We start from the raw sequence: 17,448 nt of genomic DNA on the forward strand, positions 1-17,448 counted from the left end.
GGTGGCTGCCATGCCCGCCCAGGCCCGGAAGCCCAGCTCGAGGGAGCCCGCCGCCCCGGGCGGCAAGGTCCGGCGGCGGGCCGCGGCGGCCGTGGCGGGGGTCCTCCGCGAGGGCCGGCGGCTGGAGGCGGAGCTGGACTATGAAGGCCTCGATCAGGCGGACCGCGCGCTGCTCCGGGAGCTGGCCACCGGAACCGTGCGCTGGGCGATCCGCCTGCGCGCCGCGCTAGACGGCCTGCTGGACCGGCCCCTGCCCCGCAAGGAGAAGCGACTCGAGGCCCTATTGCTGGTGGGCCTCTACCAGCTCGCCCATTCCGGTATCCCGCCCTACGCCGCCGTGTCGGCCACGGTGAGTGCGCTCACCGGACGCCAGGCCTGGGCACGCGGCTTGGTCAATGGCGTCCTGCGCCGCTTCGGGCGCGAGCGCGAGGCGCGGCTGGCGGTGGTGGACGAGCAATCTCCGGCGATGCGTACCGCCTACCCAGAATGGCTGGTGGAAGCGGTGCGGACGGCCTATCCGGCGGAGTGGATGGCGGTGCTGGAGGCGGGCAATGCCGCGCCGCCCCTCACTCTCCGGGTACGGGGCGATCGGACCGCCTACCTGGCGGAGCTGGCGGCGGCGGGTATTCCGGCCCGGGCCCTGGACCCGGCGGACGGCGCGGTTCAGCTCGAAGAGCACCGGCCGGTAACGGAGATACCCGGTTTCACCGAGGGCCGGGTAAGCATCCAGGACGGTGCCGCCCAGTTGGCCGCGGACCTGCTGGCGCCCCGCGCTGGGGACCGGATCCTGGACGCCTGCAGCGCCCCGGGCGGCAAGCTCGCGCATCTGCTGGATCGCGCGCCGCAGGCGGAGGCCCTGGCCGTGGAGGCGGACGAAGGGCGGCTGGAGCGCATCCGCGACACGCTGCAACGGCTCGGCCTGGAGGCCACTGCCCTGATCCCCGGGGACGCCACCGATCCCGATGCCTGGTGGGACGGCCGTGCCTTCGACCGGATCCTGGTTGACGCGCCCTGCTCGGGAACGGGTGTCACCCGCCGCCATCCCGACATCAAGCACCACCGGCGTCCCGAGGATATCCCCGCCCTGGCCGAGCGCCAGGGCGCGCTGCTCCGCGCCTTGTGGCCCCTGCTGCGACCTGGCGGCACCCTGGTTTACGCCACCTGCTCCATACTGCCCACGGAGAATCGGGAGGTGGTGGCCGCCTTCCTGGAGGAATGCCCGGAAGCGCGGTGCGTCACACCCGAGGCGGCCTGGGGGCGCCCGGTTGGTCCCGGCCGCCAGATCCTGCCCGGGGAAGCCGGCATGGACGGCTTCTTCTATGCTTGCCTGGAGCGGGCGGGAGGGCAGCCGTGAGCACCGGGCACCCCTTCGTGCCCGGGCTGGTGGCGCTCCTGCCGGCCTCGGCCGCCGGCGGGGTCACGGAATGGGCGCACGCCATGTTCGACGCCGGCGTGGACGGCCTGGCGGTACGGGGCGATGCCCGCGACCCTGCGACCCGTCACCTGCTGGCGGCCCTACGGGACGCCGTCCTCCTGCCCCTGGAGCTGCACATTCCCGAGGCGCTCGTTGCCGCGGATGCTGCCTGGACGGAGGGACTGGCGGAGAGCGGGCTGGATTGGGTGGTTCCCGGCCGTCCCCTGCCGGAGCCGACGGTCCAGCGTCTGGAAGCCCTTGGAACGGGAGTGGCGTGGCCTCTGGCGGGGGCTCCGGAAAGCGCGATCCGGGTGCACGCATGGATGCCCTCCCCGGGGCGGCCCCCCGATTTCTCCCGGGCCCCGGGCGGGGCGGAGCGCTCCGTGACCGTGGAGCGGCCGTGGGAAGGCGACGTGCCCCCTGCGGTTGGCGCCGATACACTGGTGATCCCCGGCGACCACCTGGCGCCGCCCGATCCCGGCGCAACGGTGGCGCGGTGGCGGGGCGCGCCCGGGTGAGGGCCTCCGCGGTTGCCCTGGCGGTTCTCCTCGGGGGGGCCGCGGTCGGGGCTTCCGCCGGTCCACCGCTGGTGCACGACGTGGAGGTGGACCGCCGCAGCTCCGGCTGGGTCGCCCGGGTCACCTGGGAAACCCCGTGGAAGCAGCCGCCTTTCAAGGAGCTTCGCTCCGGCGTCCCCATAGATTTCACCGTTACCTTGCGGGTCTACCGGCACCGCCCTTGGTGGTACGATGCGGTGGTTCGCCGGGTGCGAGTACAGCGAGAGCTCTACTACAATCGGCTAACCCGCCAGTACCGGATCATCGACCGGCGCACGGACCGCCGTTATTTCACCCGGGACTGGGGACAGGCCCGGAGACTGGCGCAGCGCAGCGGCCCTGTTCCCCTGCGGGCGGGGAAGCGCATGGAAAGGGACGCCTCCTACTATCTGGCGGTTCGCGTGGAGGCGGTTCGGAACAGCCTGAGCCTTCCGGCCCGCTTCGTCGCCACGCTGGCCCGCCTGTGGGGAGGGCGAAGCGATTGGCAATATCGGCCCCTGAAACCGTGAGCCGCCGCCTGCTTACCCCGGGACGGCTGGTTACCACGCTCCTGCTCGTCGGTCTGCTCACCTCCCTGTACCTGACCGCCCGCTCCTTGGAGCAGGGCTCGGTACTGGGCGGCGATTTCCTGGTCCTGCTGCTCGTGGACCTGCTCGCGCTGGTGGTGCTGGGCGCCGCCATCCTCTCCAACCTCGCCCAGCTCATCGGCGCCCGCCGGCGGGAGGCCCTGGGCGCGCGCCTCACCACCCGCCTGCTCCTCATGTTCGTGGTCCTGGCCCTGGTACCCGCGGGCATCCTGTTCTTCTTCTCCCTGCAGTTCATCAACCGGGGTGTGGACAGTTGGTTCCACGTGGAAGTGGAGCGGGCCCTGGACGAGGCCCTGGACATTGCCCACTTCTACCTGGATCGCCGGGAGGAGGCGCTTCTGGCGAAGAGCCGGGAGGTGGCGGAGCATCTGGGGGAGCTCGGCAGCCTGCCGCCCCAGGTGCTCCTTCCGGGACTGCGTCGGGACGCGGACGTGGACCAGGTGGCCCTGTTCGCGGCCAATGGCAACCTGCTCGCCTCCAGCTCCGCGGAGCCCGATGCCCGCCTTCCGCGTGCTCCGAGCCGCCAGCAGCTCCTGCAGGCCCTCAACGGACGGGCATTCACCCTGGTGCTTCCCGAGGAGGAATCGGGCCCCTGGCGGGTGGCCGCCTTCGTCCCGGTGTTCCGGGTGGCGGCGGAGAACCGGGTGCTGCGGGTGGTGGACGGCGTGGCGAGCGAGGTCGCCGGGCATTCCCGGGCGATCCAGACCGCCGCGGAAACCTATGAGCGGCTGGCGCTTGAGCGGGGGCCGCTCAAGACGAGCTTCATCCTTACCCTCACCCTGGTATTGCTGCTGACTATCTTCGTGGCCACCTGGCTCTCCTTTCGCCTGGCGGACCGCTTCACGGCGCCGATCCGGGCGCTGGCTCGCGGAACCCGGGCTGTGGCCCGGGGGGAATACGGCCGCCAGCTCCCGGTGCCCAGCCACGACGAGGTGGGCGTCCTGGTCCGCTCCTTCAACGCCATGACGCGGCGGCTGGCCGATGCCCACGAGAAGGTCCGGATCTCGCAGGCGGAGCTGCAGAGCCGCCAGGCGTACCTGCAGACCATCCTGGACAGCCTCTCGGCGGGCGTGATCACCCTCAATTCCCTCGGCGAGGTGGAGACCGCCAATCCCGCGGCCCGGGAGATCCTCGGCCTGGCGCCGGACGGGGAGACCGGCGGCAGCTTCGAGTCCCTGGTCCGCGCCCACCCCCATACACGGCCCCTGCACGACGCGTTCATCCGCCTCAAGGCCCGGAGCCCCGGGGGGATTACCGAGGAGGTGGCGCTTACGGAGCCTCAGCGGGGACCGGTCACGCTCCTGCTGCGGGGCACGCCCCTCGCCCCCGTGACGGACGGCGGGAAACCGGGCTTCGTGCTGGTTTTCGACGACATCACCGAGCTCTCGCGCGCTCAGCGGGCCTCAGCCTGGGGGGAGGTGGCCCGGCGGATCGCCCACGAGATCAAAAACCCCCTGACCCCCATCCAGCTCTCGGCGGAGCGTCTGCGGCGCCGGTACCTGCCCAGGCTGGGGGAGGAAGGCGCTGCCCTGGATCGGGCCACCACCACCATCATCCAGCAGGTGGAAAGCCTTCGCGATATGGTGGATGCCTTTTCCGCCTACGCCCGCCAGCCCGGGACCCGGGCGGTGCCCGGTGATCTGAATGCCCTGGTCCGTCAGGCGGTGACGCTCTACCAGGGGGAAGACCGGGGAATCCGGGTGGTCACCGAGCTCGATCCCGATCTCCCCAGGGTCCTGGTGGACGGGCCGCGCATGAGCCAGGTCCTGGGGAACGTGCTCCAGAATGCCTGGAGCGCGCTGGAGGAAGCACGGGAAGGAGGCCGTATCGTGGTGCGAAGCGGTATCCTGCCCGACCCGGAGCGGGCCGTGTTCCTGGAGGTGGAGGACGACGGCCCGGGCTTCCCCGCGGAGCTGCTGGAGCGGGTCTTCGACCCCTATGTGACCAGCAAGGACCACGGCACCGGGCTCGGTCTGGCCATCGTCCGCAAGATCGTGGAAGAGCACGAGGGTCGGATCCACGCGGAGAATCCCCCCGGATCAGGGGCCCGCGTGCGGATAGTACTGGCCCTGGCCGGGGAGTCGGAGGAGCCATCCATGGAAAGCGAGGGCCAGACCCATGAATGACGCCCTGGAGCCTACCGCCGCACCGCAACCAGCGCCGAGCGTCCTGGTGGTGGATGACGAGGAGGAGATCCGCGGTGTCCTCGCCGAGAGCCTGGAGGAAGAAGGGTTCGCGGTGGAGGTGGCGGACGGCGCGGAGGCGGCGGATACCCGGATGCGCCGCTCCCCGCCTCCGGACCTGGTGCTGCTGGATATTTGGATGCCGGGCACCGACGGCATGGCGCTACTGCGGGGTTGGGTCCGGCGGGCACCGCTGCCCTGCCCGGTGATCATCATGTCCGGACACAGCTCCATCGAGAGCGCCGTGGAGGCCACGCGGCTCGGGGCCTACGATTATCTGGAAAAACCGCTCTCCCTGGAAAAGCTGCTCCTGACCGTGGAGCATGCCGTGGAGGCCACCCGGCTGCGCCGGGAGAACCGGGCCCTCCGCGAGCAACGGGGATCGGGGCCGGTTCTGGAGGGCGAAAGCGGCAACATGCGCCAGCTGCGGGAGCGCATCGAGCGGCTCGCCGGCAGCCCGGGCGCGGTGCTGGTGGCCGGCGAGCCCGGCTCGGGCAAGGAGGCGGCGGCGCGCCTCCTCCATGAACGGTCGGCGCGCAGCGGTCCCTTGGTGGCCATCAATTCCGCCGCCATCGCCGCGGACAGCATGGAGGAGCAGCTCTTCGGCGTGGAGGCCCCCGAGGGTCCGGTGCGCGCCGGGCGCTTCGAGGAGGCGGACGGCGGGGTCCTGTTCCTCGACGAGGTGGCCGATATGCACATGGACGTGCAGGCGCGCCTGATCCGGGTCCTCCAGGAGCAGCAGTTCATCCGTGTGGGCGGTGCGCAGCCGGTGCGCGTTGACGTGCGCGTGGTGGCCGCCACCAACCGGGACCTGGACGCCTGCGTGCGGGCCGGGACCTTCCGCAGTGACCTCTACTATCGGCTCAATGTCCTACCGCTCCGGATTCCGCCGCTGCGGGAGCACCCCGATGACATCCCGCATCTGGTGGCCCATTTCATGAACGAGCGGGGAGCCCGGGAGGGTCTGCGGCCGCGCTCCCTGACGGGCGAGGCCCTGGAGGCCCTGCAGGAGTATCCCTGGCCGGGCAACGTGCGCGAGCTCCAGAATGTGGTGGAGCGCATCCTCATCCTCTCCGAGGCGGACCCGGTGGGCATCCGGGAGGTGCGCACCGCCCTCGGCGGGGGCGCCGCACAGCCGCTGCCGGAGGGACTTTTCGACGCCCCCCTGCGGGAAGCCCGGGAAAACTTCGAGCGCCACTATTTCAGGCACCACCTGCGCGCGAATTCCGGCAATATAAGCCGAACCTCCGCGGAAGCCGGTCTGGAGCGCACCCACCTCTACCGCAAGCTCAAGCAGCTGGGAATCGACGCGAGCGCCTTCAAACCGGGGAGCAAGGGGGGGCCGCCGGATCCGGCCGGTGGTCGCTAGGGTCGTCTATGAACCGTAATTCCGGTTGCGGTACAGTAGACTGGCCAATAACTCGATGCAGGGGGCGGGTATGGAACAAGGCGGACGCAGCCTACGGTACTTGGTGCGGGCGGCCATCTTCGTCGCGATGCTGGCGCTGGCCGGGGCCGTATTCGCTCCCAGCCTGATCCCCCTGTTCCGTGCCAATCCGCCGCTCAACGGCATCATCCTGGTGCTGCTGGTGGTGGGCTTGGTGGACGTGTTCCGGCACTTTTACGCCCTGGTCCAGGAGGACCGCTACCTGGACAAGGTGGAGAACTACCTCAGCTACACCGAGCAGGGCATGGAGCCCCCGGAGCGGGCCAACGAGGCCATCCTCTACGGGGACAACCGCGGCATTACCGAATTTATGCGGACCCTCCACCAGGTGGTTACCCGCGGCTACCACCATGCCACCCTGCCCTACCTGCTGGACTCCCTGGGCGAGCGCGGCGAGACTCGGCGCTCGCTGCCCCGCTACCTGTCCGGGACCCTGATCGTGCTGGGTCTGCTCGGCACCTTCTGGGGCCTCCTCCAGACCGTGCAGGGCGTACAGGGGATCATCGGCACCCTGTCGGCGGAGGAGTACGACAACGTGGCCGGCTTCGTGAGCGCCCTGCGCGAGCGCATGGCCGAGCCCATCGCCGGCATGGCCCTGGCCTTCTCCACCAGCCTCTTCGGTTTGGGATCCTCCCTCATACTGGGCTTCACGGAGACCCAGCTCGCCCGGGCAGTGGCCCACGGCCAGACCCGGGTGGAGGAGATCATCGTCACGGAGCTGCTGCCCTTCTGGCGCGAGCAGCAGCGTCCCGGCGACCTGGACCTGGAGGCGGAGGACCGGCCCGCCTACCAGGCCGCCCTTCTGGAGGGGATCAGCCATCGCCTCGACGGCGTGGTGGAGCAGATGGACCGGCTGGTCAGCAGGCAGCCCGATCCGGAGGGAATCAACCGGTCGCTGGACCGCGCCGGGGAATCCCTGCGCCAGGAGCTCCACGGCATGGGCACGCGGCTCGATCAGCTGGAGGACCAGCGCAACCGGGCCCTGCGCGAGACCATCGACCGGCTCGCCCGGGTAATGGCCCGCGGCCGCGAGGGCGGCGGCAATGCGTCGGGCTAGACGCGGGGTCGATGCCACCCCGAACATCTGGCCGGGCTTTACCGATGCCCTGGCGGGATTGGTGGTGGTGCTGGTCTTCCTGCTCGTCCTGTTCTTCCTGTTCGAGGTGGTGCTCTCCCGGCAGGTGACCGGGCAGGAGCAGGTCATCGGTACCCTGCGCAGCCAGGTGGACCGGCTCGCCGGGCTCCTGGGGGAGAGCCAGGAGAAGCGTCGCCAGCTGGCTTCGCGCCTGGAGGAGAGCCGCCAGCGCGGAGAGACGCTCAGCCGGCAGCTGGCGGAGACCCGCGAGGAGCTGGCGGCGGCCAAGGAGCGGCGCGAGGCGTTGGAGGAGGACCTGGCCGCGATGCGCAAGGAGCGGAAGGCCACGAAGGAGGAGCTGGCCGCCGCGCGCAAGGAACAGGAGGCCACGGAGCGGGAGCTGGCCGCGACGCGGGAGCGGGTACAGGGCGCCCGGGCCAACATGGAAGTCCTCTCCGAGCGGGTTGCGGCGCTCAACGCCCGGTTGGCGCGCCTGGAGCGGGCCCTGGCCATCGAGGAGCAGGCCAAGCAGGCGGCGGAGCAGCGCGTCAGCGAGCTGAAGGAGCGCGTGGCCAGCCAGGAGGAGCGGGTCAGCCGGCAGCAGGGCCGCATCCAGGCCATGGCCGCCCAGATCCGGACACAGCTCTTGGAGCGGGTGGAGGAGCTGGAGAAGTACCGCTCGGAGTTCTTCGGCCGCCTTCGGGAGGTGTTCACCGACGAGCCCAACATCAAGATCCGGGGCGACCGCTTCGTCTTCCAGTCGGAGATCCTGTTCCCCTCCGGAAAGGCCGATCTGTCCGCGGCGGGCAAGGACCAGCTCAAGCGCTTCGTGGAGGTGTACGAGCAGGCCAAGGGCGAGATTCCGGAGGGCCTGGACATGACCATCCTGGTGGAGGGCTATACGGACCGGGTGCCCATCAAGACCGCCCAGTTCAGCTCCAACTGGGAGCTGTCGGCGGCCCGGGCCCTGTCCGTGGTGCACTTCCTCATCGACCAGGGAATCGCCCCGAAGCGGCTGGCGGCGGCGGGGTACGGCGAGTACCACCCCCTTACCCCGGGAAGCACGCCGCAGCAGCGCAGGCAGAACCGCCGCATCGAGATCAAGATCACCCAGCGCTAGCGGCTGCCGCTATTACGGGTCCACTGGCCCGACGGGCCGACCGCGGAAAGGAGTCCATGAGCCGACCGCTCGCCGTAGCCGTTACCGGCTGCTCCTCCGGAATCGGGGAATGCGTGGCCGCTGACCTCCAGAACCGGGGGTACCGGGTGCTGGCCACTGCCCGCCGACGGGAGGACCGGAGCCGGCTGGAGGAGCAGGGCTTGGAGGCCCTGCCCCTGGAGCTGGGCGACCCGCAATCGGTGGCCGAGTGCGCGGCGGCCATCCGCGAGCGGGCCGGCGGCAAGCTCCTGGGGCTGGTGAACAATGCCGCCTACGGGCAGCCGGGGGCGGTGGAGGACCTGTCCCGGGAGGTGCTGGACGCCCAGTTCCAGGCCAATCTCCTGGGCACCCACGACCTCACCGTGCGCCTGCTCCCCGGGATGCGCGAGCAGGGCTTCGGCCGCATCGTCAACGTCAGCTCCCTGCTGGGCCTGGTGGCCCTCCGCTACCGCGGTGCTTATAACGCCACTAAATTCGCCCTGGAAGGGCTCACCGACACCCTGCGCCTGGAGCTGTCCGGCAGCGGCATCCATGCCGTGCTGGTGGAGCCGGGACCCATCACCAGCCGCTTCCGGGAGAACGCCTTCCGGGCCTTCGAGGCCAACATCGATGCGGAAAGCAGCCCCCACAAGCGGGTCTATGAGCAGGAAGTGAGCGCCCGCTTAGCGGGCAGCGAGGAGGCGCCCTTCACGCTCGGTCCGGAGGCCGTGCAGGCGAAGATCCTCAAGGCCCTGGAGGCCCCCAGGCCGCGCGCCCGCTACTATGTCACCTTCCCCACCTATCTGCTCGCCGGCCTCAAGTGGGGTCTCCCGGTCCGCTGGCTTGATCCGCTGCTGCGGCGGATCAGCTGACAGGAGGGCGGCACCGCCATAGACGCCAAGACCGCCAAGGCGTGCTTGGCGGTTCCATCCCTTCGCCTGTTATCCCCATGCGCAGTTTGCGTTATCCTTTCGCCCTTCGCAGCCCGACCCAGCCATCCAACGGGAACGTCCACAGTGAAAATCGTCATCCTCGGTGCCGGGCAGGTGGGCTCGCCGGTGGCCGAGCAGCTCGCCCTGGAAGGACACGATGTCACGGTGGTGGACCAGGACGGGGAACGGCTCTCCGCGCTGGGGGAGCGCCTGGACATCCAGACCGTGGCGGGCCAGGCCGCCTATCCCCACATCCTGGAAGAGGCGGGCATGGGCGCCGCGGACATGGTGCTGGCGGTGACCGCCACCGACGAGGTGAACATGGTGGCCTGCCAGATGGCCGAGACCCTGTTCCATACCCCCACCAAGCTGGCCCGTCTGCGCGCCCCCGAATACCTCTCCCACCCCGAGCTGTTCAACCGGGAGGCCTTCCCGGTGGACTTCATAATCAGTCCCGAGCAGGTGGTAACCGACTCCATTCACCGCCTCATCGAGCACCCCGGCTCACTGCAGGTGGTGGATTTCGCCGGCGGGCGGGTCCGTCTGGTGGGCGTGCGGGCCGACGCCGACGGCCCCCTGGTGGGCCACCAGCTCCAGGAGCTGCGTCACCGCATGCCGGGCGTGGACACCCGGGTGGCCGCCATCTATCGCCGCGGTCAGGCCCTGATCCCGGAGGGGCAGACGGTCATCGAGGAAGGCGATGAAGTCTTCTTCATCGCCGCCCGGGAATACATCCAGTCCGTGCTGCGCACCCTGCGGGCCGTGGAAGGCACGGTGCGCGGCGTGGTCATCGTCGGCGGCGGCAAGATCGGCAGCTCCCTGGCCAAGGCCCTGGAGCGCACCCCCGTGCAGGTCAAGCTCATCGACCACAATGCGAGCCACGCGGCCAAGGTGGCGGCGGGGCTCAAGAACACCCTGGTCCTCCACGGGGACGGCGCCGACGAGGAGCTCCTGCGGGAGGAGAACATCGGTGACATGAACGTCTTCGTCGCCGTCACCAACGACGACGAGGCGAACATCCTCTCCTCCATGCTCGCCAAGCGCATGGGCGTGCAGCGGGCGGTGACCCTGATCAACCGCGGGGCCTATGTGGATCTGGTGCAGCAGACCGGCATCGACGTGGCGGTCTCGCCCCACCAGGCGACCATCGGCCGCATCCTGGCCCACGTGCGCCGCGGCGACGTGGCCATGGTGCACAGCCTCCGCCGGGGGGCCGCCGAGGCCCTGGAGGTTCTGGCCCACGGCGACGCCTCCACCTCCCGGGTGATCGGCAAGCGCCTCGACGAGATCCGGCTCCCCAAGGGCGTCACCATCGGGGCCATCGTGCGTGGCGATCAGGTGCTCATCGCCCACCGCCACGTGGTCATCGAGCCCGAGGACCACGTGATCCTGTTCCTGGTGGACAAGCGCAAGATTGTCCAGGTGGAGAAGCTCTTCCAGGTCGGACTGGGGTTCTTCTAGTGCACTGGCGGGCGATCGGCTACCTCTCGGGCCTCCTGCTCATGGTGTTCAGCACCGCCATGCTGCCGCCGCTGGCCATCGCCTGGTTCTACGCGGACGGCGCCCTGGTCGCCTTCGTGGACTCCTACCTGCTTACCCTGGGCACCGGGTTCGTGCTCTGGATCCTGCTGCGCGGGGCCCCGCGCGATCTCAACCACCGGGACGGCTTCCTGCTGGTGACCCTGTTCTGGGTGGTGCTGGCCCTGTTCGGAGCGCTTCCCCTGCTGCTCTCGGGGACGGCGCCCTCCTTCACTGCCGCCTTTTTCGAGTCCATGTCCGGGCTGACCACCACCGGCTCCACCGTGCTCTCCGGACTGTCGGATCTGCCGCACGGCATCCGCTTCTGGCGCCAGGAGATGCAGTGGCTGGGCGGCATGGGCATCATCATTCTGGCCCTGGCTATCCTGCCCATCCTCCAGGTGGGCGGCATGCAGCTGTACAAGGCCGAGGTCCCCGGCCCCGTAAAGGACCAGAAGCTCACCCCCCGGGTGAACGAGACGGCCAAGGCCCTGTGGCTGATCTACATCGGTCTGACCGGGGTCGCGATCGTGGCCCTGTGGCTGGCGGGCATGGGGCCCTTTGATGCCGTAAGCCATGCGTTCACTTCAGTGGCCACCGGCGGATTCTCCCCCTACGACGCCAGCGTGGGCCATTTCTCCAGCCCGCTGATCCACTATCTGCTCATCGGCTTCATGTTCCTCGGCGGGGCCAACTTCGCGCTGCACTTCGCCTTCCTGCACGGGGGCGGCCTGCGGGGCTACCTGGGGGACCCGGAGTTCCGGGTCTATCTGGTTCTGCACGTGGTGGCCGCGCTGCTGGTCACGGCCTTCCTCATGGCCTACCAGACCTACCCCGGCCTGGAGGAGAGCTTCCGCAAGGCGCTGTTCCAGACAGTGTCCATCGGTACCACCACCGGCTTCGCCACCGCCGACTACGAGGCCTGGCCGTCTCTGCTGCCCTTTTTCATCCTGCTCCTAGGCTTCTTCATGGGCAGCGCGGGGAGCACCACCGGCGGCATCAAGGTGATGCGCTTCGTGCTCCTCTGGAAGCAGGGCCTGCGGCAGGCCTACCTCCTCATCCACCCGCGCGCTATCGCGCCCCTGAAGCTGCGCGACCGGCCCGTCCCGGAGGGTGTCATCCAGGCGGTGTGGGGCTTCTTCGCCGTCTACGTGACCACCTTCATTCTGCTCACCCTGGTGATGATGGCCCTGGAAGGCGGCGATTTCGAGACGGCGGTGGGGGCGGTGGGCGCCACCCTCACCTGCGTCGGTCCGGGCCTGGGCGACGTGGGGCCGGCGGACAGCTTCGCCAGCATCTCCATCGCCGGCAAGTGGGTACTGTCCCTGGCCATGCTCATGGGCCGTCTGGAGCTGTTCACCTTTTTCGTTCTTCTGATGCCCGCTTTTTGGCGGAAGTAGCCCTCCCTTCCCCTCGATGGTTCAGGCTGAGACCGGGCATCCTTGCCTCGCCGGCGCGCAGCTCCTCCGCCGATGGGATTCCCTCGCTCGCATAGTCCACCCGCAGCGCACGCACCAGGCCGAAGCAGGCCACCAGCAGAAACACCGCCATGGGGAGGCCGGTGGTGAGCGAGGCCGTGCGCAGGGCGCTCAATCCGCCGGTATACAGCAAGGTGCCGGCCACCGTGCCTTCGGCGAGGGCCCAAAACAGACGTTGGGCCCGGGGCGGATCGGGGTGGCCGCCCGAGGTGACCATGTCATCCACCAGGGGTCCCGAATCGGAGGAGGTGACGAAAAAGACGATTACCAGCAAGGTGGCCAGCCCCCAGGTGATGGTTTGCAGGGGCAGGTTCTCGAGTACGGCGAAAAGGGCCAGGGCCTCGTTGCGCACCGCCTGCTGGGCAATTCCCCCGGGGCCCTCCATCTCCAAATAGATGCCGGTACCACCCAGGATGGAGAACCACAGGAAGCCCCCCAGGCTGGGAACCAGCAACGTGGTGGTGGTGAATTCCCGGATGGTGCGGCCCTTGGAGATCCGAGCCACGAACACCCCGACGAAGGGCGACCAGGAGATCCACCAGCTCCAGTAGAACAGCGTCCAGTGGGACTGCCAGCCCCCGTCGCTGCCGGGCTCGATATGCAGACTGGTGAAGGGGAACTTTTGCAGGTAGTACCCGAGCCCGTCCAGGAAGACCTCCAGCAGGAAAACCGTGGGACCGGTGAGGAGGATGAAGAGGAAAAGCAGCGCGGTGAGGCCGATGTTGAACTGGCTCAGGTAGCGGATGCCGCGGTGCAGGCCCGAGACCACGGAGATGGTGGCCACCGCGGTGATGGCGCCGATCAGGAGGAGCTGGGAGCCGATGTCCTGGGGCATGCCGAACAGCTTGGCGAAGCCGGCGTTCACCTGGGCCTCGCCCAGCCCCAGGGAGGTGGCCACGCCGAACAGGGTCCCCACCGTACACAGGATGTCCACGGCGTGGCCCGGTGCGCCGCGGATGCGCTCGCCGAGCAGGGGGTAGAGCAGGGAGCGCGGAGCCCGGGGCAGGCGGTGGCGGAAATGGAAGTAGGCCAGCGGCAAGGCCAGGGCCGAGTGGATGGCCAAGTGCCCCGCCTCCGGGATGCACCGGCCTTCTGCGAGCCAGGATGGCGTCCACCTCGCGGCCCGCCGCTTCCGGGGGCGGGTTGACGAAGTGATGGAGGGGCTCGGCGGCTCCGAAGAACACCAAGCCTATGCCCATGCCGGCGCTCAGCAGCATGCTGAACCAGGACAGGTAACCAAACTCGGGCCGCGAATCGGGGCCGCCGAGGCGGATGCGGCCGAAGCGGCTGAACAGCAGCCAGACCACGAAGCCGAGCAGGATGCTGGCGGTAAGGATGTAGAACCAGCCGAATGTTTCGACAATGCCGCTTTGCAGGGTCTTGAACAGGGACTGGGCGTTGGCGGTGAACATGCCGCCGTAGGCAACAAAGGCCACCACCAGAGCGGCAGCGGGCAGGAATGCCCAGGGCTCCATGGCGTGGGTCAGGCCCTGTAGGATCCGCGGCGGTCGAGCCAAGGCTGATACCTGCGTAGCCGGGCCGGGCGGCTCTCTTTTACCACGGAGTCCACGGAGAAGCCTAACTTGCCCCTTCTTCCGGCCGCTTTCCCGTGTCTCCAGTAATGGCTAAACGGCGTGGAGCTCCGCCCCGTTCCTGGGGGGGGGGAGCTTGCTTTACCCCGTGCTTTCCGATCTTTCCGCGTCCTTCGCCGTGGGCGAGTCGGCCGCCTCTTCGATATCCCCGGTGAGCCAGTAGCGGATCCGGTTCGGGTGCTTGCGGATATATCGGTCCACCGCCGCCTCGGGGGAGGATTCCTGGGCGTTCAGCAGCATGCGGGCGAGCTCCTCCTCGGGGAGGTAGAACCGGCTGAAGAATCCGGCCACTTGCGGCGGGAAGGCGGTCTGGAAGCCCCGTCGGGCGATGGCGTGCACCCGTTCCTCGCCGCCCAGCACGTTCTCGGGGTCCTCCAGGAAGCGGAGGTCGTACTGGGCGAATATCCAGTGCGGCCGCCAGGCGGTCACCACCACCCAGTCGCGGTTGCGGATGGCCCGGTCCAGGACGGCGGTCATGGCGGCGCCGCTGGCGGAGACCAGCTGGAGATCCGCCAGGCCGTAGGCCTCCATGGCTCGCTCGGAGGCCTGCATGAGGCCCGAGCCGGGATCGATGCCCTGGATGCGGCCGCCCAGCCGCCGGGCCATTTCCGGGTCGGCGAGGTCCGGAATGGCGGCGAGCCGCTCCCTGGGGACGTAGTCCGGAACCACCCAGCCCAGGCGGCCCGTGTACAGCACTCCCAGGTTGACCACCCGGTCGCGGACCTTCTCCCAGTAGCTGCGATGGGTGACGGGCAGCCAGGCCATGAGCATGATGTCCAGGTCGCCATTGGCCACGCTCTGGTACTGGATGCCGATATCGGTCATGACCCGCTCCACATCGAGCCTCGTGTGGCGCTCCAGGAGGCGCTGGGCCAGCAGGGAGACCACCTCCGCGTCCGACCAGGCGGTCCAGCCGATCCGCAGGGTGGTGCCTCTCCCGTTTGCGCCGTTCCGGGCCGCCGGGGGAAGACCACCGGGCGCCTCCGTGGGGGCGCCCTGCATGGTGGCGGTCGGTCCGTCCGACGGGCCGGTGAGACCCGGACCGCAGTTGAACAGGTACAACAGCAGCGCCACGGCGAGACCCCCGGCGGTGCCCATGATCAGCCAATGCATCCAGCCGCGCACCCTACCCTCCTAATCTTCCGTTCCATGTCCGGGATGCCGCCCGGACAGGAACAGCTCCCGCAGGCGCTGGCGCACCGTGGCGCGGCGCTGCCGGCCGAAGCTCTGGGTGATGCGGTCGAGGATGATGGCCAGGATCACCACCCCGATGCCGCCCTCGAAGCCGAGCCCCACCTGGAGCTGCTGGATGCCCTTGAGGACCACGTCCCCCAGGCCGCCGGCGCCGATCATGGAGGCGATCACCACCATGGAAAGCGCCAGCATGATGTTCTGGTTCACACCGGCCATTATGGAGGGCAGGGCCGAGGGGATCTGGACCTTGAGCAGCAGCTGGCGGGGCGTGCAGCCGAAGGCCAGGCCCGCCTCCACCCGCTCGCGGGGCACCTGGCGAATCCCCAGGTTGGTGAGGCGCACGGCGGGGGGCATGGAGAAGATGATGGTGGCGATGACCCCCGGGACCTTGCCCGTGCTGAAGAACATCACCGCGGGGATCAGGTAGACGAAGGCCGGCATGGTCTGCATGAAGTCCAGTACTGGCCGGATTATCTTCTCCACCGTGTCCCGACGGGAGGCCCAGATCCCCAGGGGCAGGCCGATGACCAGGCTCACCACGGTGGCGGACAGGACCAGCGCCAGGGTGGCCACCGTGTCCGGCCAGAGCCCCATGCCCACCACCAGAGCGAGCGCCGCCAGGGCGAACAGGGCGAAGCGCCATCCCACCCGCCAGGCTCCGAGCAGGGCGATCCCGCCGGTGAGCAGCCAGGCGGGCGGTGCCAGGAGGAGCCACTCCAAGGCGTCGGTGAGTCCGCCCACCACGGCCACCACGGCGTCGAACAGCCACTGGAGGTTGCCCAGCAGCCAAGTAACCACCCGCTCGATGAATTCGGCCACGGGCACCTCGCAGGGACTGGCCGCCCGGCTCGCGCCGGGCGGAAGCACCGCCGCCAAGGCCCAGTAGCGCCCTTTCATCGGGCCCGCACCATGGTGGACAGCAGGGTGGGACTGGCGATGGCGCCGAGAAAGCGGCGATCGCCCTCCACCACAGGCAGGGGGAGGTCGGTGTAGGAGAGCTGACGCAGGACCTCCGCCAGGGAGGTGTCGCTCTTGGCGGCGCCGAGCCCCAGGAAGGCCTCCTCCAGGAGTCCCCCTGCCCGGCCGGCCACCCGCTCCAGGGAATAGAGGGAGACGGCGTCCACGTACCGCCCCTCGGGATCGAGAATGAAGGCGTGGGTACGCCCGTACTCGCGGAGGTGGCGGATCAAGGTGGCCTTGTCCATGGTCCCGTCCCGGGGCTGGCGGAAGGTGACCTGGTCCTTGCGGGCCAGATCGCCGGCCCGGAATATGTGGCCCACGTCCACCCCCCTGAAGAAGGATCGGACGTAGTCATCCGCCGGGTCGTTCAGGATCTCCCCCGGCGTGCCCACCTGCAGGATACGGCCTCCCTCCATGATGGCGATGCGGTGGCCGATGCGCAGCGCCTCATCCAGATCGTGGGAGATGAACACCACGGTGCGCGTGCTCTCCCGCTGCAGACGGAGCAGCTCGTCCTGCATCTCGCGTCGGATCAGGGGGTCGAGGGCGGAGAAGGCCTCGTCCATGAGCATGAGGGAGGGATCCACGGCCAGGGCCCGGGCCAGACCCACCCGCTGCTGCATGCCGCCGGAAAGCTCGTCGGGATAAATGTCCGCGTAGGGGGCCAGCCCCACCTGCTCCAGGGCGGCCTGTGCCCGCTCATGGCGCGCCGCCTTGGCCTCCCCGGCGATATCCAGGCCGAATTCGGCGTTCTCCCGGACGCTTAGATGGGGCAGCAGGGCGAAGGACTGAAAGACCATGCTCATCTCCCGGCGACGCAGGGCGATGAGCGCGGCGGCGTCCATGGCGGTCACGTCCGTGCCGTGGATGCGGACGGTGCCGCTGGTAGGCTCGATGAGCCGGTTCAGGAGGCGCAGGAGGGTGGACTTCCCGGAGCCGGATAGCCCCATGATGACGAAGACCTCGCCCGCGTAGATGGTGAAGGAGGCGTCGCGCACGCCGACGGTCAGGCCGGTGCGCTCAAAAATGGCGGATTTGTCGTACCCCTGGTCGAGGAGCTCAAGGGCGAGCTCGGGGTGGTCTCCGAAGACCTTGTAGAGGTGCTCTACTTCGACTAGGGGCTGGACACTAGGCATTGGCGAAGGGACACCTCATGGCGTGGGGTCCCGGGACTGCCGTACGGGGCGCGAAGGTTTGGGAACACCGTAGAGCGGCGGCAAGCGGACCGTCAATTTGGGGTTTGCCAGAGGGAGGGTTCGTCAGAGGGTTTAGTTTTCAAAGGGGATATTCTAATTTTCGGTATATATGGGCGTTTACGGGGAAATGCAGGCCCGGATAATCAGGATGCATTTGATAACCGCTATTGCTCCCCT

General features: G+C 69.2%; 14 protein-coding genes and 1 pseudogene. 10 read left to right on the forward strand and 5 right to left on the reverse strand.

From position 1 onward, the window contains the following. Positions 1 to 10: 10 nt before the first annotated feature. The 10 genes from rsmB to ACERLL_RS00315 all read left to right on the forward strand — a co-directional run bounded on the left by rsmB (position 11) and on the right by ACERLL_RS00315 (position 12,251). Positions 11 to 1,354 (forward strand): 16S rRNA (cytosine(967)-C(5))-methyltransferase RsmB, encoded by a 1,344-nt coding sequence (gene rsmB / locus ACERLL_RS00270; RefSeq protein ID WP_373654051.1) that lies wholly within the window; start codon positions 11 to 13, stop codon positions 1,352 to 1,354. Beyond that, positions 1,351 to 1,932: a hypothetical protein gene (locus tag ACERLL_RS00275; protein ID WP_373654052.1), complete on the forward strand. Its 582-nt coding sequence runs from the start codon at positions 1,351 to 1,353 to the stop codon at positions 1,930 to 1,932. Before rsmB ends, ACERLL_RS00275 begins: the two co-directional genes overlap by 4 nt. Further along, complete coding sequence (locus ACERLL_RS00280; RefSeq protein WP_373654053.1) at positions 1,929 to 2,480, forward strand: DUF4390 domain-containing protein; 552 nt, start codon at positions 1,929 to 1,931, stop codon at positions 2,478 to 2,480. The genes ACERLL_RS00275 and ACERLL_RS00280 overlap by 4 nt, the downstream gene beginning before the upstream one ends. Next, entirely contained in the window at positions 2,453 to 4,684 is a 2,232-nt protein-coding gene (locus tag ACERLL_RS00285) for a sensor histidine kinase (protein ID WP_373654054.1), read from the forward strand. The genes ACERLL_RS00280 and ACERLL_RS00285 overlap by 28 nt, the downstream gene beginning before the upstream one ends. Beyond that, positions 4,677 to 6,110, forward strand: a complete 1,434-nt coding sequence (locus ACERLL_RS00290) for a sigma-54-dependent transcriptional regulator (protein WP_373654055.1) — start codon at positions 4,677 to 4,679, stop codon at positions 6,108 to 6,110. The genes ACERLL_RS00285 and ACERLL_RS00290 overlap by 8 nt, the downstream gene beginning before the upstream one ends. 70 nt (positions 6,111 to 6,180) lie before the next feature. Continuing rightward, positions 6,181 to 7,245, forward strand: a complete 1,065-nt coding sequence (locus tag ACERLL_RS00295; RefSeq protein WP_373654056.1) for a hypothetical protein — start codon at positions 6,181 to 6,183, stop codon at positions 7,243 to 7,245. Continuing rightward, complete coding sequence (locus ACERLL_RS00300; RefSeq protein WP_373654057.1) at positions 7,232 to 8,383, forward strand: OmpA family protein; 1,152 nt, start codon at positions 7,232 to 7,234, stop codon at positions 8,381 to 8,383. The genes ACERLL_RS00295 and ACERLL_RS00300 overlap by 14 nt, the downstream gene beginning before the upstream one ends. A 56-nt stretch (positions 8,384 to 8,439) precedes the next feature. Further along, positions 8,440 to 9,273 carry an SDR family NAD(P)-dependent oxidoreductase gene (locus tag ACERLL_RS00305; protein WP_373654058.1) on the forward strand — a complete coding sequence of 278 codons (834 nt, stop codon included), beginning with the start codon at positions 8,440 to 8,442 and terminating at the stop codon, positions 9,271 to 9,273. Between the two features lie 144 nt (positions 9,274 to 9,417). After that, positions 9,418 to 10,794 carry a Trk system potassium transporter TrkA gene (trkA, locus tag ACERLL_RS00310; RefSeq protein WP_373654059.1) on the forward strand — a complete coding sequence of 459 codons (1,377 nt, stop codon included), beginning with the start codon at positions 9,418 to 9,420 and terminating at the stop codon, positions 10,792 to 10,794. After that, positions 10,794 to 12,251, forward strand: coding sequence for a TrkH family potassium uptake protein (locus ACERLL_RS00315; protein WP_373654060.1), 1,458 nt, complete (start codon positions 10,794 to 10,796; stop codon positions 12,249 to 12,251). The genes trkA and ACERLL_RS00315 overlap by 1 nt, the downstream gene beginning before the upstream one ends. On the opposite strand, the gene ACERLL_RS00320 is transcribed toward ACERLL_RS00315, so the two are convergent. The 5 genes and pseudogenes from ACERLL_RS00320 to ACERLL_RS00340 all read right to left on the reverse strand — a co-directional run bounded on the left by ACERLL_RS00320 (position 12,208) and on the right by ACERLL_RS00340 (position 17,211). Continuing rightward, positions 12,208 to 13,392 carry a BCCT family transporter gene (locus ACERLL_RS00320; protein WP_373654061.1) on the reverse strand — a complete coding sequence of 395 codons (1,185 nt, stop codon included), beginning with the start codon at positions 13,390 to 13,392 and terminating at the stop codon, positions 12,208 to 12,210. The genes ACERLL_RS00315 and ACERLL_RS00320 overlap by 44 nt on opposite strands. A 109-nt stretch (positions 13,393 to 13,501) precedes the next feature. Further along, positions 13,502 to 13,804: pseudogene (locus ACERLL_RS00325) on the reverse strand (BCCT family transporter); the annotation flags it as partial. A 198-nt stretch (positions 13,805 to 14,002) separates the two neighbouring features. Next, a complete protein-coding gene (locus tag ACERLL_RS00330) occupies positions 14,003 to 15,046 on the reverse strand; it encodes a glycine betaine ABC transporter substrate-binding protein (protein WP_373654062.1) in 1,044 nt (347 codons plus the stop codon). A 9-nt stretch (positions 15,047 to 15,055) separates the two neighbouring features. Continuing rightward, positions 15,056 to 16,012, reverse strand: a complete 957-nt coding sequence (locus ACERLL_RS00335; RefSeq protein WP_373654063.1) for an ABC transporter permease — start codon at positions 16,010 to 16,012, stop codon at positions 15,056 to 15,058. Continuing rightward, positions 16,009 to 17,211, reverse strand: coding sequence for a quaternary amine ABC transporter ATP-binding protein (locus ACERLL_RS00340; protein WP_373654064.1), 1,203 nt, complete (start codon positions 17,209 to 17,211; stop codon positions 16,009 to 16,011). Before ACERLL_RS00340 ends, ACERLL_RS00335 begins: the two co-directional genes overlap by 4 nt. Positions 17,212 to 17,448: the final 237 nt, after the last annotated feature.

Source organism: Thiohalorhabdus sp. Cl-TMA (assembly GCF_041821045.1).
In the GTDB taxonomy this organism is placed as follows: Bacteria; Pseudomonadota; Gammaproteobacteria; order Thiohalorhabdales; family Thiohalorhabdaceae; genus Thiohalorhabdus; species Thiohalorhabdus methylotropha.